We start from the raw sequence: 24122 nt of genomic DNA, 5'->3' as shown, positions 1-24122 counted from the left end.
TTCGACAGTTGGGGCGCTCCTACCCATCTCGCGCACAGAAGGGAGTGCCTCCGCGGCACGGAAGGGAGCGACCGGGGGACATCCGCGCGGTCGTACCGCGCTTCTCTGTGATCGCGCTGTGATCGTGCCGTGACGCGCCTGCGGACGGGCCCTGTGACAGGTCTGTGACAGTCGGCGGACACGGCCATGAAGTGGCCCGGGCAAGCTTTTCGTCACAAGCAAGGAAGCACGGCGGAACGAACAGAAGAACCGGAACTCCACGACGGGGGGCGCGAGATGAACACGCTGCACAGCACCAGCACTAGCGCAGTTGTCACGCGGCTCCACGACGTCACCAGGGGTTCGGAGAAGTCCGGTGCCGTGAGCGGGCGGGGGTGCGCACGCGGCACCGGGCGTCAGCACACCACGTACATGACGGTGGTTGACGCCTTCACGGGGGAGAACGGCGGTAACGGGGGAGCTCACGGGGGAGCCGCGTACAGGGAGGCCACGGGGGAACGTCGCTCGGTGTCGGAGGCGGAGTTCACCGCCTACGTCCAGGAGCGCCGCGCCTCCCTGTACGCAACCGCCTACCACCTGACCGGGGACCGCTTCGAGGCCGAGGACCTGCTGCAGAGCGCGCTGTTCTCGACGTACCGGGCCTGGGACCGGATCAGTGACAAGGCCGCGGTCGGGGGTTACCTCCGCCGCACCATGACCAATCTGCACATCAGCGCGTGGCGCCGCCGCAAGCTGAACGAGTACCCGACCGAGGAACTGCCGGAGACCGCCGGTGACACGGACGCGATGCGCGGCACCGAGCTGCGCGCCGTGCTGTGGCAGGCGCTGACCCGGCTGCCCGAACTCCAGCGCACCATGCTGGTCCTTCGTTACTACGAGGGCCGCACGGACCCGGAGATCGCGGAGATCCTCGACATCAGTGTCGGCACGGTCAAGTCGAGCATCTGGCGGTCGCTGCGCCGGATGCGCGAGGACGAGGTCCTCAGCTTCGGCCGTGACGAGGAGGAGTCCTTCGGGCAGCTCGTCGCCTGAAGGTCTGTGGGGGGAAGTAGGTAACCGGTAGTACGGGGGAGCAGTACCGGGGGAAATCCAACGGGGTCACGGGGGACCCTTGCGGAGCACGGGGGAGTACGGGGGATCACGGGGGAAACGAGAAAAGGTCCGGGCGGACGGGGGGTTCGCCTGGGCCTCTTTTCGTGTTTCCGTGTTCCCGTCGGTTCGTGTTTCCGTGGGTTCGTGTTTCCGCGCAGGGGGACCCGCGTGGACCCGCGGTTACGCCGGTGTCGCGCAGCGTCCGGCGGCCGCCGCGGTCAGCCGGCCCAGGGCCTCGGCCTTGTCGCAGGGGTGGGCGCCCAGCGCGGTCTGGCGGGCCACGATCGAGCGTTCGGCGCGCATCAGGCGCCAGCCGCGGCGCAGCAGGAACGGGACCGACTTGCGGCCCTCCCGCAGATCCCGCAGGAAACGGCGGCGGAACGTGGTCACCGGGCCGCGGGACAGACACAGCGCGTCGGCCAGCACGCCCAGCTCCCGGCAGCGCTCGACGATCTCGGCGGCGAAGATGCCCTCCGCGATGAACAGCGGCGTCCGCTCGATGTGCAGCGCCTCCGCGCCGGTACGGGCGCTCCGAGCGATGTCGTACACGGGGACGGTCGTACGTCCCGTACGGCACAGCTCCTCGATCGCCGCGACCGCGATGTCCGCGTCCCACGACTGCGGATGGTCCCAGTCGATGTCGGAACTGCCCACGACCTGAGGGAGCGTCGGGTCGGTGCCCTCTTTGTAGAAGTCGTCGAGGCGGAGCACGGGGAGCCCGGAGTCGGCCGCGAGAAGGGACTTTCCAGAGCCGGAGGGGCCGCAGAGCAGCACCACGCGGGTGGGTATCGGGGTGTGGGAGCCCAATTCTCTGTACCTTCTGTGACTCGACCGGGCCTCGCCGCGCTTCGGCAGGCCTCCGGGACATTATCCCGGAGGATTATCGGGGTGACGTCCGTATGTCTATTGACCCGCACGGGCGAACCCGCCGCCATCGCCGCCCGGGGCGGAAGCCGGGCCAACTACTGTGCGTGCGAATCCCCTTGCTCTCCGCTCGCATTCGCTGACGTTCAGCGAAGACACCGAAGACACCAAAGACACCGAAGAGGACTTCTGATGGCGCGACATGCAGCCCAGCAGACCACCCTGGCCCGCACCACCGCGCGGATGGCCGCCGCGGTCGGCGTGGTCGCTGCCGGTGCGGCCGCCGCGGCGACCCCGGCCGTCGCGGACACGGCCCCCGCCGTGGATCTGATGCGCACCCAGCCCACCTCGCTGGGCCATGTCGACCCGCAGGCGGGTCTGCGGGCGCTGACCGGCACGGTGGGATATGTCACCGGTCCGGTCGCGGGCCTCAAGCCCAACCCGCTCGCCGGCACCGGGGTCGACCCGCTCGACAACGGGGTCGGCACCCAGCTCGCCGACTTCAAGCCGCTGTCCTCCCAGGCGCTGACGAGGCCGCTCGCGCAGGCGCCGTCGGTGGGGAGTGTGCCGGTGGTGGGGCAGGCGTTGGGGGTGGCTGGGGCGTCGTGAGCTGCCCCGCACCCCCAAAGGGGCGCGGGGGCCACCGCGCGGAACCACTCAGTAGGACGAGCCCGACGCGCCCAGCGCACCCGTCGGGTGCCAGACCGTCTTCGTTTCCAGGAAGGCCGTCAGGCGGTCGATGCCGGGCGTCCGCGAATAATCCACAGGCTGTGGACGGACGACCCGCTTCAGATTGTCGGCCGCGGCGATCTCCAGCTCCTTCGCCAGTACGTCGTCCGCGCCCGCGAGGTCGATCGCGTTGACGTCCTGGTGCGCGGCGAGGGGAGTGGCGATCTCCGCCGTCTTGCCCGAGAGGACGTTGACGACACCGCCCGGGAGGTCGGAGGTCGCCAGCACCTCGCCCAGCGACAGCGCCGGGAGCGGGGACTTCTCGCTGGCGATCACGATCACCGTGTTGCCGGTCGCGATCACCGGGGCGATCACCGAGACCAGGCCCAGGAAGGACGACTCCTGGGGGGCGAGGACGGCGACGACGCCCGTCGGCTCCGGGGTGGAGAGGTTGAAGAACGGGCCCGCGACCGGGTTGCCGCCGCCCACGACCTGGGCGATCTTGTCGGTCCAGCCCGCGTACCAGACCCAGCGGTCGATCGCCGCGTCGACGGCCGCCGCCGCCTTGGACTTCGACAGGCCCTCCGCGTCCGCGACTTCCCGGACGAACTGCTCCCTCCGGCCCTCCAGCATCTCGGCGACGCGGTAGAGGATCTGGCCGCGGTTGTACGCCGTCGCGCCGGACCAGCCGCCGAACGCCTTGCGGGCGGCGACCACCGCGTCACGGGCGTCCTTGCGGGAGGAGAGGGGCGCGTTGCCCAGCCACTTGCCCTTCGAGTCCGTCACCTCGTACACCCGGCCGCTCTCGGAACGCGGGAACTTCCCGCCCACGTACAGCTTGTAGGTCTTGAAGACGCTCAGTCGCTGCTGCTCGGTCTTGTCGGTCTTGTCGGTCTTCTCAGACATCGAGGTACGCCTCCAGGCCGTGGCGGCCGCCCTCGCGGCCAAAACCGGACTCCTTGTAACCGCCGAACGGCGAGGTCGGGTCGAACTTGTTGAACGTGTTGGACCAGATGACGCCCGCGCGCAGCTTGCTCGCGACGGCCAGGATCCGGGAGCCCTTCTCGGTCCAGATGCCGGCGGAGAGGCCGTACTGGGAGTTGTTGGCCTTGGCGACGGCCTCGTCCGGGGTGCGGAAGGTGAGGACGGACAGCACCGGGCCGAAGATCTCGTCGCGGGCGACGGTGTGCGCCTGGGTGACGTTCGTGAAGAGCGTCGGGGCGAACCAGTAGCCGGAGGAGGGGAGTTCGCAGGCCGGGGACCAGCGCTCGGCACCCTCGGCCTCGCCCCGCTCGACGAGGGAGGTGATACGGGCCAGCTGCTCGGCGGAGTTGATCGCGCCGACGTCCGTGTTCTTGTCGAGGGGGTCGCCGAGGCGGAGGGTGGACAGGCGGCGCTTGAGCGAGTCCAGCAGCTCGTCCTGGATCGACTCCTGGACGAGGAGCCGGGAGCCCGCGCAGCAGACCTGGCCCTGGTTGAAGAAGATGCCGGTGACGATGCCTTCGACGGCCTCGTCGAGGGGGGCGTCGTCGAAGACGATGTTCGCGCCCTTGCCGCCCAGTTCGAGCGTGACCTTCTTGTTCGTGCCCGCGACCTGGCGGGCGATCGCCTTGCCGACGGCGGTGGAGCCGGTGAAGGCCACCTTGTTGACGTCGGGGTGCTCGACGAGGGCGGCGCCCGTGTCGCCGTACCCCGGAAGGATGTTGACGACGCCCTTGGGCAGGCCCGCCTGGCGGCAGATGTCCGCGAAGAACAGAGCCGAGAGGGGGGTCGTCTCGGCGGGCTTGAGGACGACCGTGTTGCCCGTCGCCAGCGCCGGGGCGATCTTCCACGCCAGCATCAGGAGGGGGAAGTTCCAGGGGATGACCTGGCCCGCGACGCCCAGGGGGCGGGGGTTCGCGCCGAAGCCGGCGTGGTCGAGCTTGTCGGCCCAGCCCGCGTAGTAGAAGAAGTGCGCGGCGACCAGGGGGAGGTCGGCGTCGCGTGTCTCCTTGATCGGCTTGCCGTTGTCGAGGGTCTCCAGGACGGCGAGCTCGCGGGAGCGCTCCTGGATGATCCGGGCGATGCGGAACAGGTACTTCGCGCGCTCGGAGCCCGGCAGCGCCGACCACTTCTCGAAGGCCTTGCGGGCGGCCTTGACGGCGCGGTCGACGTCCTCGGCGCCCGCCTGGGCGACCTCGGAGAGGACCTCTTCGGTGGAGGGGGAGACGGTCTTGAAGACCTTGCCGTCGGCGGCCTCGGTGAACTCGCCGTCGATGAAGAGGCCGTAGGACGGGGCGATGTCGACGACCGAGCGGGACTCCGGCGCCGGGGCGTACTCGAATGCGGAGGACCGCTTGTTCGTGTTTTCCGTGGTCATGGCGATCAGTCCACCGTCACGTAGTCGGGGCCGGAGTAGCGGCCGGTGGCCAGCTTCTGGCGCTGCATCAGCAGGTCGTTGAGGAGCGAGGACGCGCCGAAACGGAACCAGTGGTTGTCCAGCCAGTCCTCGCCCGCGGTCTCGTTCACCAGGACCAGGAACTTGATGGCGTCCTTGGTGGTACGGATGCCGCCGGCCGGCTTCACGCCGACCTGGACGCCGGTCTGGGCGCGGAAGTCGCGGACCGCCTCCAGCATGAGGAGCGTGTTGGCCGGAGTCGCGTTGACGGCGACCTTTCCGGTCGAGGTCTTGATGAAGTCCGCGCCGGCCAGCATGCCGAGCCAGCTCGCGCGGCGGATGTTGTCGTACGTCGAGAGCTCGCCCGTCTCGAAGATGACCTTGAGGCGGGCACTGGTCCCGCAGGCCTCCCTCACGGCGATGATCTCGTCGTACACCTTCAGGTACTTGCCCGCGAGGAACGCCCCGCGGTCGATGACCATGTCGATCTCGTCGGCACCCGCGGAGACCGCGTCGCGTACGTCGGCGAGCTTCACGTCGAGCGCGGCGCGGCCCGCCGGGAAGGCGGTTGCGACCGAGGCGACCTTCACGCCCGAGCCGGCGACGGCTTCCTTGGCGGTGGCCACCATGTCGGGGTACACGCAGACGGCCGCGGTCGTGGGCGTCGTACGGTCCGTCGGGTCGGGGTGGACCGCCTTGGCGCCGAGCGCCCGGACCTTGCCCGGGGTGTCCGCGCCTTCCAGCGTCGTCAGGTCGACCATCGAGATGGCGAGGTCGATGGCGTACGCCTTCGCGGTCGTCTTGATGGAACGGGTGCCGAGCGAGGCGGCGCGCGCCTCCAGGCCGACCGTGTCGACGCCGGGGAGACCGTGGAGGAAGCGGCGCAGCGTGCTGTCGGACGAGGTTACGTCGCCGAGCGAGTGTGCAGCAGGTGCAGTGGTGGGCATGGTCACCAGCCGAGCATATCTACGCGCGTAGCGGCTGTACACCCCCGGGGTCGGGTGTGGGAGCCCGAGGGATTTCGCTCCCGCCGCAGCGAACCACACCCCCGGGTCCGGGGCGCAGCCCCAGGGATGGGGCGGGGGTGACGGAAGTGTTCAGGGGGCGTCGGGCAGAATCGGGGGCATGACGACCCCGGATGACCAGCCACCCGTGCCGGACGCCTCGCGACCCGAGTCGAAGGACCGGATCTACCGGTCCCACGCCGGCATCGCGAGCGGCGTGCTGCTGCTAGCCCTCGCGGGCTGGCTCGGCATCGACGCGCTGGTCTCGGGACACGGCCGCACCCCGTGGCTGGCGCTCGCCGCGCTGATCCTCCTGATTCCGCTGGTGGTCGCCTTCACCCTGCGCCCCGCCGTCTACGCGAACGAGGACCGACTGCGCATCCGCAACCCGTTCCGCGTCATCGTGCTGCCCTGGAGCAAGGTCGCCTCACTGCGCTCCGGTTTCTCCAACGAGGTGGTCGACACCTCGGGCACCAAGTTCCAGCTGTGGGCGATCCCCGTCTCGCTGCGTGCCCGCAAGTCCGCGGCCCGACGGCAGGCGCGGAGCGCCGCGGCCGACAGCAGCGGCCGCACCTCCTCGGTGATGACCGGATCCACGCGTTCCCCGTCCGACCAGATCATGGACGACCTGCGCGAGCTCGCCGAGGCCCGGGCAGCCGCGGAGGGCGCGCAGGGCGAGGTGAGCGTGCGCTGGGCGTACGAGGTGCTGGGCCCCGCCCTCGCGGGGGCCGCGGTGCTGGCGATCCTGCTGGCCGTGGGTTAGGCACCCCGAGCACCGCAAACACCCAGAGCGCCGCACGTACCTCTCCCGGTGCCGGCCCGTTGATCAGGCGGACTCGCCGACCGTCCTCAGGGCGCGCTCGGCCACACCAGCACCATGTACGCGCCGCAGTACGCCGAACCCAGCAGCGCCGCGGTCAGGGCCAGTGTCCGGAAGCGGCGTGAGGCGCGGGACAGGTGCAGGGCCAGGGGGAGGAGGAGCGGGAAGCCGGGGAGCAGGAAGCGGGCGCGGGGGAAGTAGACGCCGCCGCTGCCCAGGACGATCAGGAGCAGGACGCCGGTGAAGACGAGCAGGGGGAGCGGCTGGCGGTCCCAGGCGGAGAGGGCGTAGAGGGCGACGGACACGATCAGTGTGAGTGTCACCATCACCAGGAACAGCTCCGGCCTGGAGTCCTGTGCCAGTACCTGCCACATTCTGCGCAGGGTCTCCGCGCCGCCGTCCCACTCGTTGTGCCACAGCCGCTGTACGGCGAAGTAGCCGTCCCAGCGGCCCAGCCGCAGGCCCACCCAGCCGACGTACACGAGCCAGCCCGCCGGGGCGAGGGCCGCCGCCGCGAGGGCGCGGGGCGAGAAGCGGCGGCGGAGGGAGAGCAGGGCCGTGAGGGTGACCGCGGCGGCCACCGCGATGCCCGTCGGGCGGGTCAGGCCCGACAGCGCCGCCAGGGCACCCGCCCAGAGCCAGCGGCCGGTGAGCACCGCGTACAGCGCCCAGGCGGCGAAGGCCGTGAACAGGGACTCCGTGTAGCCCATCCACTGGACCAGGCCGACCGGGAGGGCCGCCCACAGGAAGGTCAGCAGCACGGCCACGCGCCGGCCGTGGAGGTGGTGGCCGACGGCGAAGACGCCCCATGCGGCGAGGAAGGAGGCGGCGATCGAGATCACCAGGCCCGTGGTCGCGCGCGTTCCTGGTGTCAGCACCGCGACCGCCTTGACCAGGAACGGGTAGAGCGGGAAGAAGGCGAGGTTGTTCGCGTCGTACCGGGTGCCCAGGTGGTGGGTGTAGCCGTGCTGGGCGATGCCCAGGTACCAGTCCGCGTCCCACCGATCGGCCAGGAGGGGCCAGACGCTGTGGTGCTGGACGTGCGCCCAGTGGACGAGGAGGAGAAGGCCCACGAGACGTACGGCCGCGTAGGCGAGGAGGGCGGGGGCCGCCCGGCGCAGGTGGGTGCGGAGGGCGCCGACGGCGCGGAGGATGCGGAGGATGTGGAAGCGGGGCGCGGGGGTGGTTTCCGGCTCGGGGGGCTGGGGGCCCGTACTCGTACCGGCGTTCGTACCCGTACCCGTACCCGTGTTGGCAGGGAGTTCGCCGGGAGTGTTCCGGGGTGGGGAGGATGTCGGCCGGGAAGCGGTCGGGGACACGCGGCAGCTCCTGGGACTCGGCGGTGCGCTACCGCCAACCGTTCCTCGGTCGGATGGTGGCGCACCGGAGCGCTGCGACAACTGCCGGGCGGAAATCACCCGTAAGTGGCTGAGTCCTGGACCTGGGCCCGCACGGAGACGGTGTGTCAGATGCCGGCCGCCGCCGACAGGTCCCGCTTGATCGCCGCCAGCAGCTCGGCGGCCTTGGTGCGGGCCGCGGGCAGCTCGGCGTGCGAGCCGACCGGGACCACGACCTCCAGGTAGCACTTCAGCTTCGGCTCGGTGCCGCTGGGGCGGACGATGACGCGGGCGCCGTCCAGCGTGTAGCGCAGCCCGTCCGTCGGCGGGAGCCTGTCCGTGCCCTTCGTCAGGTCCTCGGACTTGGTGATGGGCAGGCCCGCCAGCCGCGTCGGGGGCTGTTCGCGCAGCCGGTGCATGGCGTCGGCGATGATCGACAGGTCCTCCACGCGGACCGAGAGCTGGTCCGTGGCGTGCAGACCGTGCTCCACGGCGATGTCGTCGAGGAGGTCGAGGAGGGTGCGGCCTTCTTCCTTCAGCTCGGAGGCGAGTTCCGTGATGAGGAGCGCCGCCGTGATGCCGTCCTTGTCGCGTACGCCGTCCGGGTCGACGCAGTAGCCGAGCGCCTCCTCGTAGCCGTAGCGCAGGCCCTCCACACGGGCGATCCACTTGAAGCCGGTGAGGGTCTCCTCGTACGGGAGGCCCGCCTTCTCGGCGATCCGGCCGAGGAGGGAGGAGGAGACGATCGACTCCGCGAAGGTGCCGCGCGCGCCGCGGTCGACCAGGTGCTGGGCGAGCAGCGCGCCGACCTCGTCGCCCCGCAGCATCCGCCAGTCCCCTCCTGCCCGGTCCTCCTTGACGGCCGCCGCGCAGCGGTCCGCGTCCGGGTCGTTGGCGATGATCAGGTCGGGGTCCGTCTCGCGGGCCTTCGCGAAGGCGAGGTCCATCGCGCCGGGCTCTTCCGGGTTGGGGAAGGCGACGGTGGGGAAGTCGGGGTCCGGTTCGGCCTGCTCGGCGACGAGGACGGGCTCCGGGAAGCCGGCGCGGGCGAAGGCGGCGAGCAGGACGTCCTTGCCGACGCCGTGCATGGCCGTGTAGACGGTGCGGGCGGTGCGGGGGGAGTCCTGGGCGAGTACGGCGTCCGTACGGGCCAGGTAGGCGTTCAGGACGCCCTCGTCGAGGATCTCCCAGCCGCTGTCCGGGCGGGGGACGTCGGCGAGGCTGCCGATGGCGTCGATCTCCGCGGCGATCTCGGCATCGGTCGGGGGGACGATCTGTGAACCGTCGCCGAGGTAGACCTTGTAGCCGTTGTCGCGGGGCGGGTTGTGGCTGGCGGTGACCTCCACGCCGGCCACGGCGCCGAGGTGCCTTATGGCGTACGCCAGTACGGGGGTGGGGAGGGGGCGGGGGAGTACGGCGGCGCGCAGGCCCGCGCCCGTCATCACCGCGGCGGTGTCGCGGGCGAAGTCGGCGGACTTGTGGCGGGCGTCGTAACCGACGACGACGAGGCCGTCCGTCCGGCCCTTCTTCTTGAGGTACGCGGCCAGGCCGGCGGCGGCGCGGATGACCACCGCGCGGTTCATGCGCATCGGGCCCGCGCCGAGTTCGCCGCGGAGGCCGGCGGTGCCGAACTGGAGGGTGCCGCCGAAGCGTGCGGTGAGCTCGGTGACGTCCTTGGCGTCGATGAGCCCCGCGAGTTCCTCACGGGTCTCCGCGTCGGGGTCCTCGGCCAGCCAGGCCTCGGCCCGTGCGATGAGTTCGTCCTGCACGTCGGGTGTACCTCTCTGTTGGTGGTGCCTTGCTGTGTACCCGGGCCGGGGCGCTTTTTCTCGCCCCCGCCGTCCCTTTCCGTCCCATCCTCGACCTGGGGCTCCCGCCCCGGACCCCGGGGGTCGTTCTTCTGCTGCGGGTGGTGGGGGCTGGGCGCGCCCACGCGGCGGAGCCGCGCAATGGCACAGCCCCGCGCCCCTTGCGGGGCGCAGGCCTGCATCATCCAGCCCGTCCGGCTACAGGCGGTCCAGGACCTGGGTGAGGAGGGCGCCCATGCGGGTGGCGGAGTCGCGGCCCGCCTGGAGGACCTCCTCGTGGTTGAGGGGCTCACCCGTCATACCGGCGGCGAGGTTGGTGACGAGGGAGATCCCGAGGACCTCCGCACCGGCCTCGCGTGCGGCGATGGCCTCGAGGACCGTCGACATGCCCACCAGGTCCGCGCCGAGGACACGGGCCATCCGGATCTCGGCCGGCGTCTCGTAGTGCGGCCCGGTGAACTGCGCGTAGACGCCCTCCTCCAGGGAGGGGTCGATCTCCTTGCACAGGGTGCGCAGCCGCGGCGAGTAGAGGTCGGTGAGGTCGACGAAGTTCGCCCCGACGATGGGGGACGTCGCCGTCAGGTTGATGTGGTCGCTGATCAGCACAGGCTGGCCGGGGCGCATGTCCGCGCGCAGGCCGCCGCAGCCGTTGGTGAGCACGATGGTCTTGCAGCCCGCGGCGACGGCCGTACGGACACCGTGCGCGACGGCGGCGACACCGCGGCCCTCGTAGTAGTGGGTGCGGCCCAGGAAGACCAGGGCCCGCTTGTCGCCGATCTTGTACGAGCGGATCTTGCCGCCGTGCCCCTCGACCGCCGGCGGGGGGAACCCGGGCAGCTCGGTGACCTGGAACTCGGCCTCGGGGGTGCCGAGGGCGTCCACGGCCGGAGCCCAGCCGGAGCCCATCACGAGCGCGACGTCGTGGGTCTCGGCGCCCGTGAGCTCGCGCAGGCGGGTGGCGGCGGCGTCGGCGGCGGCGTGGGGGTCGCCCTGGATGTCGTCCGGAAGAAGAGATGCGTTCACGCGCATGAGGGTAGCTGGTCCAGGCCTACGCGCGTAGATGACGGAGGTCACCGTCTTGCGATCGTTGTCTTGTCGTTTCCAACGAAGAGGTGGCCCGTCGTTTCCGACGAGGAGTGCGCAGAGGAGGACCGTCGTTTCCGACCAGGACCTTTCCTGAGGGCGCCGGGGGTGCCCTCAGCAAGGGCGCTTGCGGAGCTCCATCACATAGTCGTGGGGCGCCCCGGCCGACTCCGCCGCGTCGGCGAGCTCGCCGAGGTAGCGCGCGGAGGGGAGTCCGCCCTCGTACCCGTTCAGTACGTACACCCACGCGGGTTCCTCACCCTCTAGCGTGTGCACCCGTACGCGCATCCGGCGGTAGACGTCGAGGCCCACGCCCTCCCAGCGGTCCATGGAGTCCTCGTCCAGGGGGGCGATGTCGTACAGCGCCACGAAGACCTGTGAGCGGGGCGCCTCGACGAGGGTCGCCAGCGCGCCTTCCCAGCCCATGTGCTCGCCCCCGAACGTCAGCCGCCAGCCGTTCAGCCAGCCCGTGGCGCGTAGCGGCGAGTGCGGGGCGCGGCGCGTCATGAGCCGCGGGTCGAGATTGCCGGCGTACGCGGCGTAGAGCGACATGGGGTCGAGGGTACGGCAGCGACACGTACGTCTCTTGCGTAACAGAAGGAGCTCGGATGTACAGAGTCGGGGCCCTGGGGCGGAAGCACCTTGAACCGTGCGGGACAATGGAGTACGTGACTCGGATCGTGATCATCGGTGGCGGACCCGGCGGATATGAGGCGGCGCTGGTAGCCGCCCAGCTCGGCGCGGAGGTGACCGTCGTCGACTGCGACGGTCTGGGCGGGGCGTCGGTGCTCACCGACTGCGTGCCGTCGAAGACCCTTATCGCTACGGCCGAGGTGATGACCACCTTCGATTCGTCGTACGAGGAGCTGGGGATCATCGTCGCCGATGACACCCCGCCCATGGAGCAGGCCGCCCGGGTCGTCGGCGTCGACCTCGGGAAGGTCAACCGGCGTGTGAAGCGGCTGGCCCTCGCGCAGTCGCACGACATCACCGCCTCCGTGACCCGGGCCGGTGCGCGGGTGCTGCGCGGGCGCGGGCGGCTCGCGGGCATGCAGGCCCTGGACGGGTCGCGCAAGGTCGTCGTACGGGCCGCGGACGGCACCGAGGAGACGCTCACCGCCGACGCCGTGCTGATCGCGACCGGTGGTCACCCGCGTGAGCTGCCCGACGCGCAGCCGGACGGCGAGCGGATACTGAACTGGACACAGGTCTACGACCTCGACGAGCTTCCCGAGGAGCTCATCGTCGTCGGGTCCGGTGTCACCGGTGCGGAGTTCGCCGGCGCCTACCAGGCGCTCGGATCGCGCGTCACGCTCGTTTCCAGCCGTGACCGGGTGCTGCCGGGCGAGGACCCGGACGCCGCCGCCGTCCTGGAGGACGTGTTCCGGCGCCGCGGCATGAACGTCATGGCCCGCTCCCGCGCCGAGGCCGCCAAGCGGGTCGGTGACCGGGTCGAGGTCACGCTCTCCGACGGCCGGGTCATCAGCGGCTCGCACTGTCTGATGGCGGTCGGCGCCATTCCCAACAGCAGCGGGATGGGCCTGGAGGAGGCCGGGGTCAAGGTCAGGGACTCCGGGCACATCTGGACCGACAAGGTCTCCAGGACCACGGCCCCGGGCGTGTACGCCGCCGGTGACGTGACCGGCGTCTTCGCTCTCGCCTCGGTGGCGGCGATGCAGGGACGTATCGCCATGTACCACTTCCTGGGCGACGCGGTCGCTCCGCTGAACCTGAAGACGGTGTCGTCCAACGTCTTCACCGACCCCGAGATCGCCACCGTCGGCTACTCGCAGGCTGACGTCGACGCGGGCAAGATCGACGCTCGGGTCGTCAAGCTGCCCCTGCTGCGCAACCCGCGCGCCAAGATGCAGGGCATCCGGGACGGCTTCGTCAAGATCTTCTGCCGCCCCGGCACCGGGATCGTCGTCGGTGGTGTGGTCGTCGCGCCGCGCGCCTCGGAACTGATCCATCCCATCTCGATCGCGGTCGACAACAATCTGACGGTCGAACAGATCGCGAACGCGTTCACCGTGTACCCCTCCCTTTCGGGCTCGATCGCCGAGGTGGCACGGCAGTTGCACACGCGGAAGTTGGGCGACGAAGCCTGACCCCACACCCCGACTTCCCGCTGGTCACGGGGAGTTGTCGACCATTCGTGCGGCATAGGCGGCGTGAGTAGGCGTGTATACCACTTCGCGTACTGCCGTGCGAACAACTTCTGTTATTCGGCGCAAACTGCTGAAAGCAGACGGTCGTTGGGGTTACTGTCAGTTTCGTGTTCGCTGCAGAACGTCGCCAATTGATCCTCGAAATGGTGCGAGCGAACGGGGCCGTGTCGCTCCGTGAGCTCGCCCGCGTCGTCCAGACCTCCGAAGTGACCGTACGGCGGGACGTGCGCGCACTGGAGGCAGAAGGACTCCTCGACCGCCGGCATGGCGGTGCGGTATTGCCGGGCGGGTTTACGCGGGAGTCCGGCTTTCCGCAGAAATCGCATCTCGCGACCGCCGAGAAGACGGCCATCGCCGATCTCGCCGCGGGTCTCGTCGAAGAGGGCGAGGCCATCGTGGTGGGGGCGGGCACCACCACGCAGGAGCTGGCGCGCCGGCTCGCGCGGGTGCCCGGGCTGACCGTCGTCACCAACTCCCTGCTGGTGGCGCAGGCGCTGGCCCATGCCAACCGCGTCGAGGTCGTGATGACCGGCGGCACCCTGCGCGGTTCCAACTACGCCCTGGTGGGCAGCGGCGCCGAGCAGTCCCTCCAGGGGTTGCGGGTCTCGCGGGCCTTCCTCTCCGGCAGTGGGCTGACCGCCGAGCGCGGCCTGTCCACCTCCAACATGCTGTCGGCGTCCGTCGACCGCGCGTTGGTGCAGGCCGCCGCGGAGGTCGTCGTCCTCGCCGACCACACCAAGCTCGGCACCGACACCATGTTCCAGACGGTGCCGACCGATCTGATCACCCGCCTGGTCACGGACGAGCCGCCCGCGCACGACGACCGCGCGGTCACCGAACTGCAGGCCCTGGCGGACCAGGGCGTGCAGATCGCGGTGGCCGGGCAGTCGGGCGGTGGTACGGGAGGAGATACCGTCCCGGCGGGGCGCCAGCCACGCCGGGACATGCCGCTCCCCGGTCCGCGCCGCCAAGTTCCGGGAGCGGGGCCGCAGTTGCGCAGCGCTACCGTTCTGGGCGAGCAGTCGCCCGGCGAGCGGGCGCGGGTGGCGGATTTGCGCCGCCGCTGACCCCGTCCCCTCCCGTCCCCTTGCCTTGCCTCGCCTCGGTGTGCCTCGACGGTGACGGGGCCGGGCCTCGGGCCTCCAGGGGTGCCGTTGGCGAAACGGCTGCGGCCGGGTGGTCGGCCGCGGGAATGTGACACTCGCCGCGCAAGTGTCACATTCGCCGGGCCACACACCATGGCCCCCGGGGCACCGGCCAGACCCCCCACCACGCCGACCGGGATGCGCCAACACCCGCCCGGGTCGGTACCCACCCGCCCGGGTCGGCGCTCACCCTCCAGAGTGGGTTCTCACTCGCACGGGCGAGGAGGGTGTGCGGCCATTCCGCCAGGCCGCTTCTTGGGATGTCCCCCTCTGTCCATGCGTGCCCCGGCTTGCGGCGTCTCCTTGTGCACCCTCACGCTGTCCATGACGACGACGGGAGGCGGTGACGCACAGGTGAACGACGGATCGCGTCGTTCGCACCGACGACGGATGCGGTACGTCGTCCTGGGGAGCCGGCCCGCCCGTGCAGTGGGGGCGGTGGCGCGGGCACGCAAGGCCGGGACGGCGATGCGGCGTGCCGGGGACGGCGACGGCGTGGTCGTGCACCAGGGCCTGCGGGTGGCCGCGGCGTACGCCTGGCGGCTCCTCGTCCTCGGGGCGGTCGTGTACGCGGGCTTCAAGATCCTGGGGCGGTTGCAGCTGGTCGCCGTGGCGCTGTTCCTCGCGCTGGTCGTGACCTCGGTGCTGCGGCCGCCCGCCGACCTGCTGGCGCGATGGCTGCCCAGGCCCGCGGCCGTCGTGGTGAGCGTCCTGGGGAGCCTGGTGCTGCTGCTGGGGCTGCTGGCGCTGGTCGGCAGCCTGGTGGCGGGCGAGTCGGGCCAGTTGGGGCAGCAGTTCGCCGGGGGCATCGGGCGGATCCAGCGGTGGCTGGAGGGCCCTCCCTTCCGCGTCCGCCCCACCGTGCTGTCGAATCTTCAGGGCAAGGTGACGACGTTCGTCTCGGAGCACCGTTCCATACTGATCAGCAGCGCGCTCAGCGGTGCCGGGCGGGCGTTGGAGGTGCTCACCGGAGCGGTGCTCGCGCTGTTCTGTTCGCTGTTCTTCATCCACTCCGGGGACAAGTTCTGGAGCTGGTTCCAGGGCCTGCTGCCGGAGGAGGCGCGGGACCCGTGGGGCCGTGCGGGACGGGCGGCGTGGCGGACGTTCGCCGGGTACACACGGGGCATCATCATCGTGGCCGCCACCAACGCCGTACTGGTCGGGATCGCCCTGTTCGCGCTGCGCGTGCCGCTGGCCCTGCCGCTGACCCTGCTGGAGTTCTTCGCCGCGTTCATCCCCCTGGTGGGCTCGCCCATCGCGCTGGCCGTGGCCACGGTCGTCGCGCTCGCCTCGCGGGGGCCGGTCGTCGCGCTCGCGGTGCTCGCCCTGATCGTGGTCGTCGGCCAGATCGAGGGCCATGTACTGCATCCGCTGGTGATGAGCTGGGCGGTCCGGCTGCACCCCGTGGTGGTGGCCGTGTCCGTCATCGGGGGCGGCATCCTGGCCGGCGTGATCGGCGCGGTCGTGGCCGTGCCCATGGTCTCGGTCGCCTGGTCCGTGATCAGCGAGATGCGCGCCCCGCCCGAGCCGGACCACCCCGGGCGGTCACCCGGCTGACACATGGGCGGTCACCCGGCCGACGCAGGTGCGAGCGCTTTCCTGCGGCTCCCCGCTTTCCTGCAGCTCCCCGCCACCGCCCGCGACGGGGGAAACCGAAGCGCCCGGCGGACTGACTGCTCGGTCCGCCGGGCGCCTCGGATGTCGTAGGACCGGGTGTCAGTCCTTGATCTCGCAGATCACGGCGCCCGACGTGACGGACGCGCCGACCTCCGCGCTCAGGCCCTTGATGGTGCCGGAGCGGTGCGCGTTGAGGGGCTGCTCCATCTTCATGGCCTCCAGGACGACGACCAGGTCGCCTTCCTTGACCTCCTGGCCCTCCTCGACCGCGACCTTGACGATCGTGCCCTGCATGGGCGAGGCGAGGGTGTCGCCGGAGGCGACCGGGCCGGACTTCTTGGCGGCGCGGCGCTTGGGCTTGGCGCCCGCGGCGAGGCCGGTGCGGGCCAGCGACATGCCCAGCGACGACGGGAGGGAGACCTCCAGGCGCTTGCCGCCGACCTCGACGATGACCGTCTCGCGGCCCGTCTCCTCGTCGGTCTCCGTGTCCGCGGGGGCCGCGAAGACGGGGATCTCGTTGACGAACTCGGTCTCGATCCAGCGGGTGTGGACCGTGAACGGGTCGGTGGAGCCGGTCAGCTCGGGGGCGAACGCCGGGTCCTTCACCACCGCGCGGTGGAACGGGATGGCGGTCGCCATGCCCTCGACGGTGAACTCCTCGAGGGCGCGGGCGGCGCGCTGCAGCGCCTGCTCGCGGGTGGCGCCGGTGACGATCAGTTTGGCGAGGAGGGAGTCCCAGGCCGGGCCGATGACACTGCCGGACTCGACGCCCGCGTCCAGGCGGACGCCGGGGCCGGAGGGCGGGGCGAACAGCGTCACGGTGCCGGGGGCGGGGAGGAAGCCCCGTCCCGGGTCCTCGCCGTTGATACGGAACTCGAAGGAGTGGCCGCGCAGTGCGGGGTCGCTGTAGCCGAGTTCCTCGCCGTCGGCGATGCGGAACATCTCGCGGACCAGGTCGATCCCGGCGACTTCCTCGGTGACGGGGTGTTCGACCTGGAGGCGGGTGTTGACCTCAAGGAAGGAGATCGTGCCGTCCATGCCGACCAGGAATTCGACCGTGCCCGCGCCGACGTATCCGGCCTCCTTCAGGATGGCCTTCGAGGAGGAGTACAGCTCGGCGACCTGCTCGTCGGACAGGAACGGCGCGGGGGCCTCCTCGACGAGCTTCTGGTGGCGGCGCTGCAGCGAGCAGTCACGGGTGGAGACGACGACCACGTTGCCGTGGGTGTCGGCCAGGCACTGGGTCTCGACGTGGCGGGGCTTGTCGAGGTAGCGCTCGACGAAGCACTCACCGCGGCCGAACGCGGCGACGGCCTCGCGGACGGCGGACTCGTACAGCTCGGGGACCTCTTCGAGGGTGCGGGCCACCTTCAGCCCGCGCCCGCCACCGCCGAAGGCGGCCTTGATCGCGATCGGCAGCCCGTGCTCCTGGGCGAACGCGACGACCTCGTCGGCGCCGGAGACCGGGTCGGGGGTGCCGGCGACCAGGGGGGCGCCGGCGCGCTGGGCGATGTGCCGGGCGGCGACCTTGTCACCGAGGTCGCGGATGGCCTGCGGCGGCGGGCCGATCCAGATCAGCCCGGCGTCCAGGACCGCCTGCGCGAACTCCGCGTTCTCGGACAGGAAGCCGTAACCGGGGTGGATGGCATCGGCCCCCGAGTCCTTGGCGGCCTGCAGCACCTTGGCAATGTCCAGGTAACTGGTGGCCGGGGTGTCACCGCCCAATGCGAACGCCTCGTCCGCCGCTCGGACATGCGACGCGTCCCGGTCCGGTTCCGCATACACGGCAACGCTCGCGATCCCGGCATCCCGGCACGCCCGGGCCACGCGGACAGCGATTTCGCCACGGTTGGCGATGAGCACCTTGCGCACGATGGCTCCCTCCTTGAAACAAGCCGAGTTTAGGGACTGCCGACACGACCTTTCGACCCGTCCCCAATGGTGAGCTTGCCCACACGGAGCGTGATTCGAGGCCCGCTCGACCCGCGAGATCCCTTGTCACACCGCGGTACGCAGGAATCCTTGGGTGAACCCTAGTCCTCCTGTGTGGCCAAGGTCTCTGTGCGGCCGTGCCGCGCCGCACAGCGTTTCTTTGTGGAGTCCCTACGAATGGCCCAACGATTCTTTGCCCGCGGCGGAACCCTTGTCCCGGCGTTTACCCGTTAGTAGCGTTCGGGATGTCCCGAACATACTCGGGGTAACAGCACTGGGAAGTGGGTGGGGACCGGTGGTGCGCAGACCGCTGGCGTGGGTGGCGGCGATCGTTCTCTTCGTGGAAGCGATCGGCATCGCGCTGCTGAACTGGTTCCTCGGCGTGGTCATCGACCACCAGGACATGTCCCTGGCGGGGCTCGACTCGGACATGATGTCCGTCTCGTCGAAGGTCGGGGGGTTGGTCTTCGGCCTCTACTTCGCGCTGTGCGGGGTCGCCGTGCTGCTCGTCGCGGTGCGCGACCGCGCCCCGGGCCTCTTCGGCCGCATCCTGCTGATCAGCGCCGCCGTGGCGCACGCTCTGCTCGGCGCGTTCACGGTGGGCCTGGTGGGCTGGGGCGCGTTCGCCTTCATGATGGTGGTGTTCGGGCTGATCGTGTTCACCCTGATGGCGTTCGACCCGGGGGAGGGTCCTGCCGACGCCGCGCCGGAGAACGGCAAGGGCGGTCAGGACGGCAACGGTGGCGCGAACACAGACACGAACGCAGACAATGGGGGAAGCCCGGTCACGGCTCCCCCGGCGCCCTCCGCCTCCTGATCACGTCTCTCGCGGTGTCCACAGCTCCGTGATGCTGACGCCCAGCTCGGCCAGCAGTCGGCGTACCAGCGGCAGTGAGATGCCGATGACATTGCCGTGGTCGCCGTCGATGCCCTCGATGAACGGGGCCGAGAGGCCGTCGAGCGTGAAGGCCCCGGCGACGTGCAGCGGTTCGCCCGAGGCGACGTACGCGGCGATCTCGGCGTCGGTCGGCTCGCCGAAGCGGACCACGGTGGACGCGGTCCCCGACGCGTACCGCTTGGCCGCCGTGTCGTAGACGCAGTGCCCCGTCTGGAGGGTTCCGGCCCGGCCGCGCATCGACTTCCAGCGCGCGGTGGCCTCCTCGGCGTCCGCGGGCTTGCCCAGCGCCTCGCCGTCGAGGTCGAGGACCGAGTCGCAGCCGATCACCAGGGCGCCCTGGACCTCGGGTTTCGCGGCCACGACGGAGGCCTTGGCCTCGGCCAGGGCGAGCGCGAGTTCGGCGGGGGTGGGGGCGGAGACGGCGTCCTCGTCGACCCCGCTCACGATCACCTCGGGGTCGAGTCCGGCCTGACGCAGGAGTCCGAGCCGGGCGGGGGACTGCGAGGCGAGCACGAGGCGGCGGCGCGGCTGATCAGTCATGCGGTCAGGGTATCGGCGTGGCCGTACCGCCTCGTATGGCACCGCCTCGTACAGCACCGCCTCGGCTCACATCACACCCAGGACGATCATCGCGAGCAGCATGGCCAACGCCATGAGAAGACCCAGCCGCCGCAACATGTCCTGCATGTCGCGCAGTTCCTTGGGCGGCTCGTTCTCGGGGTCGGACCACAGCATGCCTTCGATCGTGCGGCGGTCAGGGTGCGGGCGCCTGAGTACGCGTACTCAACTTGTCCTCGACCCGGGTGAAGCCGTTTGTGAGCGCGGGCCGGTGGGGCTGGTCGCGCCCACGCGGCGGAGCCGCACATGTCACAGCCTCGCGCCCCTTACGGGGCGCTCCAGCCGGCGCGGTCAGTAGGTGGCTAGGCCGGCCAGTACGTGCGGGTCCAGGCCGTGGGGCCCGGCTGGGGCAGGTGCTGGGCGGCTATGCGGGACGGGTCTGACCAGGAGTCCCTGGTGCCGGGCGCGCCGGACGGCGTGGTGGTCGCCGCCGCGGCGCGCGCTCGGACCACCGCCAGGGCGGCGGCCAGCTCCTCGGGGGTCGGATTGCCCCGTACGACCTTGATCGTCATGTCTGCTCCCAAGGGTCCGGGGTTCTAGAGCGGGATGTTGCCGTGCTTCTTCGGAGGGAGTGATTCCCGCTTCGTGCGCAGCTGACGCAGGCCCCGTACGACGTGGGAGCGGGTGTCGGACGGCGTGATCACCGCGTCGATGTAGCCGCGCTGGGCCGCCGTGTAGGGGTTGAGGAGCGCGTCCTCGTACTCCTGGATCAGCCGGGCCCGGGTGGCGTTCTGGTCCTCGGCGGCGGCGATGGTGCGGCGGTGCAGGATGTTCACCGCGCCCTGCGCGCCCATCACCGCGATCTGGGCGGTCGGCCAGGCGAGGTTGAGGTCGGCGCCCAGGTGCTTGGAACCCATGACGTCGTACGCGCCGCCGAAGGCCTTGCGGGTGATGACCGTGATGAGGGGGACGGTCGCCTCGGCGTACGCGTAGATCAGCTTGGCGCCGCGGCGGATGATGCCCGTGTGCTCCTGGTCGACGCCCGGGAGGAAGCCGGGGACGTCCACGAAGGTGATGACGGGAACGTTGAAGGCGTCGCAGGTGCGCACGAAGCGGGCCGCCTTCTCGGACGCGTCGATGTCCAGGCAGCCGGCGAACTGCATCGGCTGGTTGGCGACGATGCCCACCGGGCGGCCCTCGACCCGCCCGAAACCGGTGAGGATGTTCGGCGCGAACAGCGCCTGGGTCTCGAAGAACTCGGCGTCGTCCAGGATGTGTTCGATCACCGCGTGCATGTCGTACGGCTGGTTCGCGCTGTCCGGCACGATCTCGTCCAGCTCGCGGTCCTCGTCGGTGAGGGCGAGGTCCGCCTCCTCCGGGAAGACCGGGGGCTCGCTGAGGTTGTTGGACGGCAGGTACGACAGCAGTTGCTTGACGTACTCGATGGCGTCCTTCTCGTCGCCCGCCATGTGGTGGGCCACGCCCGACACCGCGTTGTGGGTGCGCGCGCCGCCGAGCTCCTCGAAGCCGACGTCCTCGCCCGTCACCGTCTTGATGACGTCCGGGCCGGTGATGAACATGTGCGAGGTCTGGTCGACCATCACCGTGAAGTCGGTGATCGCGGGGGAGTAGACCGCGCCGCCCGCGCAGGGGCCGACGACGAGCGAGATCTGCGGGATGACGCCGGACGCGTGCGTGTTGCGGCGGAAGATCTCGCCGTACATACCGAGCGCGCTGACGCCCTCCTGGATGCGGGCGCCGCCGGAGTCGTTGATGCCGATGACCGGACAGCCTGTCTTCAGCGCGAAGTCCATCACCTTCATGATTTTCTGGCCGAAGACCTCGCCCAGGGCGCCGCCGAAGACCGTGAAGTCCTGCGAGAAGACCGCGACCGGGCGGCCGTCGACCATGCCGTAACCGGTGACGACACCGTCGCCGTACGGGCGGTTGTTCTCCATGCCGAAGTCGGTCGAGCGGTGCTGCGCGAACTCGTCCAGCTCGACGAACGAGCCCTCGTCGAGCAGCAGCTCGATCCGCTCACGGGCCGTCAGTTTGCCCTTGGCGTGCTGCTTTTCGACAGCGCGCGCCGAGCCGGCGTGCGTCGCTTCCTGGACGCGGCGCCGCAAGTCCGCGAGCTTGCCCGCGGTCGTGTGGATGTCGGGGTGGTGCAGCTCTTCCGGCTCGGACATCGGGATGCGGCTCCCTGCCTGCTCAGTGGGGAAATGAGGGTGATGTGCTCAGGGGGTTGCTACTGACTCGTAGGGTAGTGGTGTCGATACGGTTCGGCAGTGCGGCGTTTACCACACCTAGGGTGGGTTGCATGACGCCGCGAGATGCATCAGACGCGAATGACAACCGGTGGTCCGACCTGGACCGCCCGCCGCTGAACGGGGCAGCCCTGCGCCGGGCTCTGGTCCGCGAGGGCGGGCTCTGGTGCGATGTCGAGGTCGTGCAGCGCACCGGGTCCACCAACTCCGACCTCGTCGCCCTCGTCACGGAGCGGAAAGCCGACGAAGGGGCCGTCCTTGTCGCCGAGGAGCAGAACGCCGGGCGGGGCCGCCTGGACCGCCACTGGACCGCGCCGGCCCGCTCGGGCCTCTTCTTCTCCGTCCTGCTGAAGCCCACCGGGGTCCCCGTGGAGCGCTGGGGCTGGCTGCCACTGCTCACCGGGGTCGCGGTGGCCACGGCCCTGACCCGGGTGGCGGGCGTCGACACGGCGCTCAAGTGGCCCAATGACCTGCTGGTGACGGTCGACGGCGAGGAACGCAAGGCCGGCGGCATCCTCGCCGAGCGCGCCGGAACAGACGCGGTCGTCGTCGGTATCGGCATCAACGTCACCCTGCGCGACGACGAACTTCCCGTGCCCGGTGCGAGCTCCCTCGCCCTCGCGGGCGCCACGACCACGGACCGTGACACCGTGCTGCGGGCCGTTCTGCGCTCCCTGGAGCAGTGGTACGAGAAGTGGCGCGCGGTCGGCGGCGACCCCGCCGCGTCCGGTCTCCAGGAGACGTACGCCGCAGGATGCGCGACCCTCGGAAGAGTGGTGCGGGCCGAACTGCCCGGCGGTACGTCGATCACCGGGGAGGCGGTGGCCGTCGACGGGGACGGGCGCCTGGTCCTGGCCACGGAGGAGGGCGTACAGCAGCCGGTCGGCGCCGGGGACATCGTCCATCTGCGGCCGGCCTGAGCCGAGGAGGCCGGCAGGCCGTACTCAGCGGTGGAGCCCGGGAAGCGATCGTGCTACCGAGCCCCGACCGCACGTACGAGTCAGGAGTGAGCCAGCGCACACCTGCCGTAGAGTTGACCGCGGTCGATCCCTGACCACGGCAGATCGGAAGGGCAGCAGGCGTGACCGTCGACGACACGGGCTCGGGCACGGGTGCACACCCCGCTCCCGACGGTGAGCCGGGGCGTACTGCCGGGTCGGTCACCGACCCGGCGCCCGCACACGTCGACGCGAACGGCACTACGGATGCGACCACCGGGACCGGCGGAAACGGCGGAAACGGTGTGAACGGGCGGAGTGACACGGGCGCACACGTGGACCTGAACGAACGGACGGACCTGAACGACCGGACGGACCCGAGCGACCGGACGGACACGGACGGCCGGCGGGACGGGCAGAGCTGGCTGGACGCGGAGGTCGCCGACTCCGGCGAGGACCCCCTCGCGCTCCGTCTCGAACAGCTCATCCTCGGCGCCGAGCGCCGCTACACCCCCTTCCAGGCCGCCCGCAGCGCCGGTGTCTCCATGGAACTGGCCTCCCGTTTCTGGCGGGCCATGGGCTTTGCCGACATCGGCCAGGCCAAGGCGCTGACGGAGGCCGACGTGCTCGCGCTGCGGCGCCTGGCCGGTCTCGTCGAGGCGGGCCTGCTGAGTGAGGCCATGGCCGTGCAGGTGGCGCGCTCCACCGGTCAGACCACCGCCCGGCTGGCCGAGTGGCAGATCGATTCCTTCCTGGAGGGCCTGACCGAGCCTCCCGAACCGGGGATGACGCGCACCGAGGTGACGTACCCCCTGATCGAGCTGCTCCTGCCCGAGCTGGAGGAGTTCATCGTCTACGTCTGGCGGCGCCAGCTCGCCGCCGCGACCGGCCGGGTCGTCCAGGCCGGCGACGACGAGGAGATGGTCGACCGCCGCCTCGCCGTCGGCTTCGCGGACCTCGTCGGCTTCACGCGACTGACGCGCCGCATGGAGGAGGAGGAACTCGGCGAGCTCGTCGAGGCCTTCGAGACCACCGCCGCCGACCTGGTGGCCGCGCACGGGGGGCGCCTCATCAAGACCCTCGGTGACGAGGTGCTGTACTCCGCGGACGACGCCGGTGTCGCCGCCGAGATCGCCCTGCGCCTCATCGAGACGATGGCGCACGACGAGACCATGCCGGAGCTGCGCGTCGGCATCGCCTTCGGTACCGTGACGACCCGGATGGGCGATGTCTTCGGTACGACGGTGAACCTCGCCTCCCGTCTTACGTCGATAGCGCCGCGGGACGCCGTCCTGGTGGACGGTGCCTTCGCGGAGGAGCTGGTCCGCACTGCGGACGCCCCCGCCTCCGAGGCGGCGGCCGCCGAGGCCGCGGCCGCCGCGGAGAAGGAGGGCGAGAAGCCGCCCGCGTACCGCTTCGCCCTCCAGCCGATGTGGCAGCGCCCGGTCCGGGGCCTCGGCGTGGTCGAACCGTGGCTGCTGGCCCGCCGGGACGGCGAGCTGTAGCCGCCCTGGCTGTTTGTTTCGGCTTCCCGGCTTTTTCCGT

The 24122-nt window shown here is 70.9% G+C and carries 22 protein-coding genes; 9 read left to right on the top strand and 13 right to left on the bottom strand.

What is annotated here, in order from left to right; translation table 11 throughout:
• The first annotated feature begins 276 nt into the window (after positions 1-276).
• Entirely contained in the window at positions 277-1032 is a 756-nt protein-coding gene (locus OG747_RS16540; protein ID WP_405880106.1) for a SigE family RNA polymerase sigma factor, read from the top strand.
• Between the two features lie 240 nt (positions 1033-1272).
• On the opposite strand, the gene OG747_RS16535 is transcribed toward OG747_RS16540, so the two are convergent.
• Positions 1273-1899, bottom strand: a complete 627-nt coding sequence (locus OG747_RS16535; protein ID WP_405880105.1) for a uridine kinase — start codon at positions 1897-1899, stop codon at positions 1273-1275.
• Positions 1900-2148: 249 nt separating this feature from the next.
• On the opposite strand from OG747_RS16535, the gene OG747_RS16530 reads away from it, so the two are divergent.
• Positions 2149-2565 (top strand): hypothetical protein, encoded by a 417-nt coding sequence (locus OG747_RS16530; protein WP_405880104.1) that lies wholly within the window; start codon positions 2149-2151, stop codon positions 2563-2565.
• 48 nt (positions 2566-2613) lie between these two features.
• Here the strand turns inward: OG747_RS16530 and OG747_RS16525 are convergent, their stop codons facing one another.
• From OG747_RS16525 to deoC, 3 genes are read right to left on the bottom strand one after another with little or no spacing between them, the layout of a single operon-like run.
• Positions 2614-3531 (bottom strand): aldehyde dehydrogenase family protein, encoded by a 918-nt coding sequence (locus tag OG747_RS16525; protein ID WP_405880103.1) that lies wholly within the window; start codon positions 3529-3531, stop codon positions 2614-2616.
• The gene (locus tag OG747_RS16520) at positions 3524-4984 is read right to left on the bottom strand and encodes an aldehyde dehydrogenase family protein (RefSeq protein ID WP_405880102.1); all 1461 of its coding nucleotides are present in this window, start codon (positions 4982-4984) and stop codon (positions 3524-3526) included. The genes OG747_RS16525 and OG747_RS16520 overlap by 8 nt, the downstream gene beginning before the upstream one ends.
• A gap of 5 nt (positions 4985-4989) precedes the next feature.
• On the bottom strand, positions 4990-5949 hold the full coding sequence (gene deoC, locus OG747_RS16515) for a deoxyribose-phosphate aldolase (protein ID WP_405880101.1): 960 nt from the start codon (positions 5947-5949) through the stop codon (positions 4990-4992).
• Positions 5950-6127: 178 nt separating this feature from the next.
• On the opposite strand from deoC, the gene OG747_RS16510 reads away from it, so the two are divergent.
• Positions 6128-6769: a PH domain-containing protein gene (locus OG747_RS16510; RefSeq protein WP_405880100.1), complete on the top strand. Its 642-nt coding sequence runs from the start codon at positions 6128-6130 to the stop codon at positions 6767-6769.
• An 86-nt stretch (positions 6770-6855) separates the two neighbouring features.
• Here OG747_RS16510 and OG747_RS16505 read toward each other — a convergent pair whose 3' ends face one another.
• The 4 genes from OG747_RS16505 to OG747_RS16490 form a co-directional block, all read right to left on the bottom strand.
• Entirely contained in the window at positions 6856-8145 is a 1290-nt protein-coding gene (locus tag OG747_RS16505) for a mannosyltransferase family protein (RefSeq protein ID WP_405880099.1), read from the bottom strand.
• Positions 8146-8291: 146 nt separating this feature from the next.
• On the bottom strand, positions 8292-9932 hold the full coding sequence (locus OG747_RS16500; protein ID WP_405880098.1) for a phospho-sugar mutase: 1641 nt from the start codon (positions 9930-9932) through the stop codon (positions 8292-8294).
• A 237-nt stretch (positions 9933-10169) separates the two neighbouring features.
• Positions 10170-10994, bottom strand: a complete 825-nt coding sequence (locus OG747_RS16495) for a purine-nucleoside phosphorylase (RefSeq protein WP_405880097.1) — start codon at positions 10992-10994, stop codon at positions 10170-10172.
• A gap of 174 nt (positions 10995-11168) precedes the next feature.
• On the bottom strand, positions 11169-11606 hold the full coding sequence (locus OG747_RS16490; protein WP_405880096.1) for a gamma-glutamylcyclotransferase: 438 nt from the start codon (positions 11604-11606) through the stop codon (positions 11169-11171).
• 107 nt (positions 11607-11713) lie between these two features.
• On the opposite strand from OG747_RS16490, the gene OG747_RS16485 reads away from it, so the two are divergent.
• The 3 genes from OG747_RS16485 to OG747_RS16475 all read left to right on the top strand — a co-directional run bounded on the left by OG747_RS16485 (position 11714) and on the right by OG747_RS16475 (position 15924).
• The gene (locus OG747_RS16485; RefSeq protein ID WP_405880095.1) at positions 11714-13162 is read left to right on the top strand and encodes an NAD(P)H-quinone dehydrogenase; all 1449 of its coding nucleotides are present in this window, start codon (positions 11714-11716) and stop codon (positions 13160-13162) included.
• Between the two features lie 167 nt (positions 13163-13329).
• The gene (locus OG747_RS16480; protein WP_405880094.1) at positions 13330-14289 is read left to right on the top strand and encodes a DeoR/GlpR family DNA-binding transcription regulator; all 960 of its coding nucleotides are present in this window, start codon (positions 13330-13332) and stop codon (positions 14287-14289) included.
• Positions 14290-14691: 402 nt separating this feature from the next.
• Positions 14692-15924: an AI-2E family transporter gene (locus tag OG747_RS16475; protein ID WP_405880093.1), complete on the top strand. Its 1233-nt coding sequence runs from the start codon at positions 14692-14694 to the stop codon at positions 15922-15924.
• 159 nt (positions 15925-16083) lie between these two features.
• Here OG747_RS16475 and OG747_RS16470 read toward each other — a convergent pair whose 3' ends face one another.
• On the bottom strand, positions 16084-17856 hold the full coding sequence (locus OG747_RS16470) for an acetyl/propionyl/methylcrotonyl-CoA carboxylase subunit alpha (protein ID WP_405880092.1): 1773 nt from the start codon (positions 17854-17856) through the stop codon (positions 16084-16086).
• Between the two features lie 355 nt (positions 17857-18211).
• Between OG747_RS16470 and OG747_RS16465 the strand changes: the two genes are divergently transcribed.
• Positions 18212-18733, top strand: a complete 522-nt coding sequence (locus tag OG747_RS16465) for a hypothetical protein (RefSeq protein ID WP_405880091.1) — start codon at positions 18212-18214, stop codon at positions 18731-18733.
• On the opposite strand, the gene OG747_RS16460 is transcribed toward OG747_RS16465, so the two are convergent.
• From OG747_RS16460 to OG747_RS16445, 4 genes are all read right to left on the bottom strand, one after another.
• Positions 18734-19354 carry a Maf family protein gene (locus tag OG747_RS16460; protein ID WP_405880090.1) on the bottom strand — a complete coding sequence of 207 codons (621 nt, stop codon included), beginning with the start codon at positions 19352-19354 and terminating at the stop codon, positions 18734-18736. It lies immediately after the preceding gene.
• 66 nt (positions 19355-19420) lie between these two features.
• Positions 19421-19549 carry a morphogenic membrane protein MmpB gene (gene mmpB / locus OG747_RS16455; RefSeq protein ID WP_405880089.1) on the bottom strand — a complete coding sequence of 43 codons (129 nt, stop codon included), beginning with the start codon at positions 19547-19549 and terminating at the stop codon, positions 19421-19423.
• A gap of 185 nt (positions 19550-19734) precedes the next feature.
• A complete protein-coding gene (locus tag OG747_RS16450; protein WP_405880088.1) occupies positions 19735-19944 on the bottom strand; it encodes an acyl-CoA carboxylase epsilon subunit in 210 nt (69 codons plus the stop codon).
• Positions 19945-19968: 24 nt separating this feature from the next.
• Positions 19969-21561: an acyl-CoA carboxylase subunit beta gene (locus OG747_RS16445; RefSeq protein WP_405880087.1), complete on the bottom strand. Its 1593-nt coding sequence runs from the start codon at positions 21559-21561 to the stop codon at positions 19969-19971.
• A gap of 131 nt (positions 21562-21692) precedes the next feature.
• On the opposite strand from OG747_RS16445, the gene OG747_RS16440 reads away from it, so the two are divergent.
• Complete coding sequence (locus tag OG747_RS16440) at positions 21693-22559, top strand: biotin--[acetyl-CoA-carboxylase] ligase (RefSeq protein WP_405880086.1); 867 nt, start codon at positions 21693-21695, stop codon at positions 22557-22559.
• A gap of 161 nt (positions 22560-22720) precedes the next feature.
• On the top strand, positions 22721-24082 hold the full coding sequence (locus tag OG747_RS16435; protein ID WP_405880085.1) for an adenylate/guanylate cyclase domain-containing protein: 1362 nt from the start codon (positions 22721-22723) through the stop codon (positions 24080-24082).
• Positions 24083-24122 lie beyond the last annotated feature (40 nt).

The sequence above is a fragment of the Streptomyces sp. NBC_01384 genome (genome assembly GCF_045040035.1).
Classification (GTDB): Bacteria; Actinomycetota; Actinomycetes; order Streptomycetales; family Streptomycetaceae; genus Streptomyces.
This window is presented reverse-complemented; position numbering and strand designations above follow the sequence as displayed.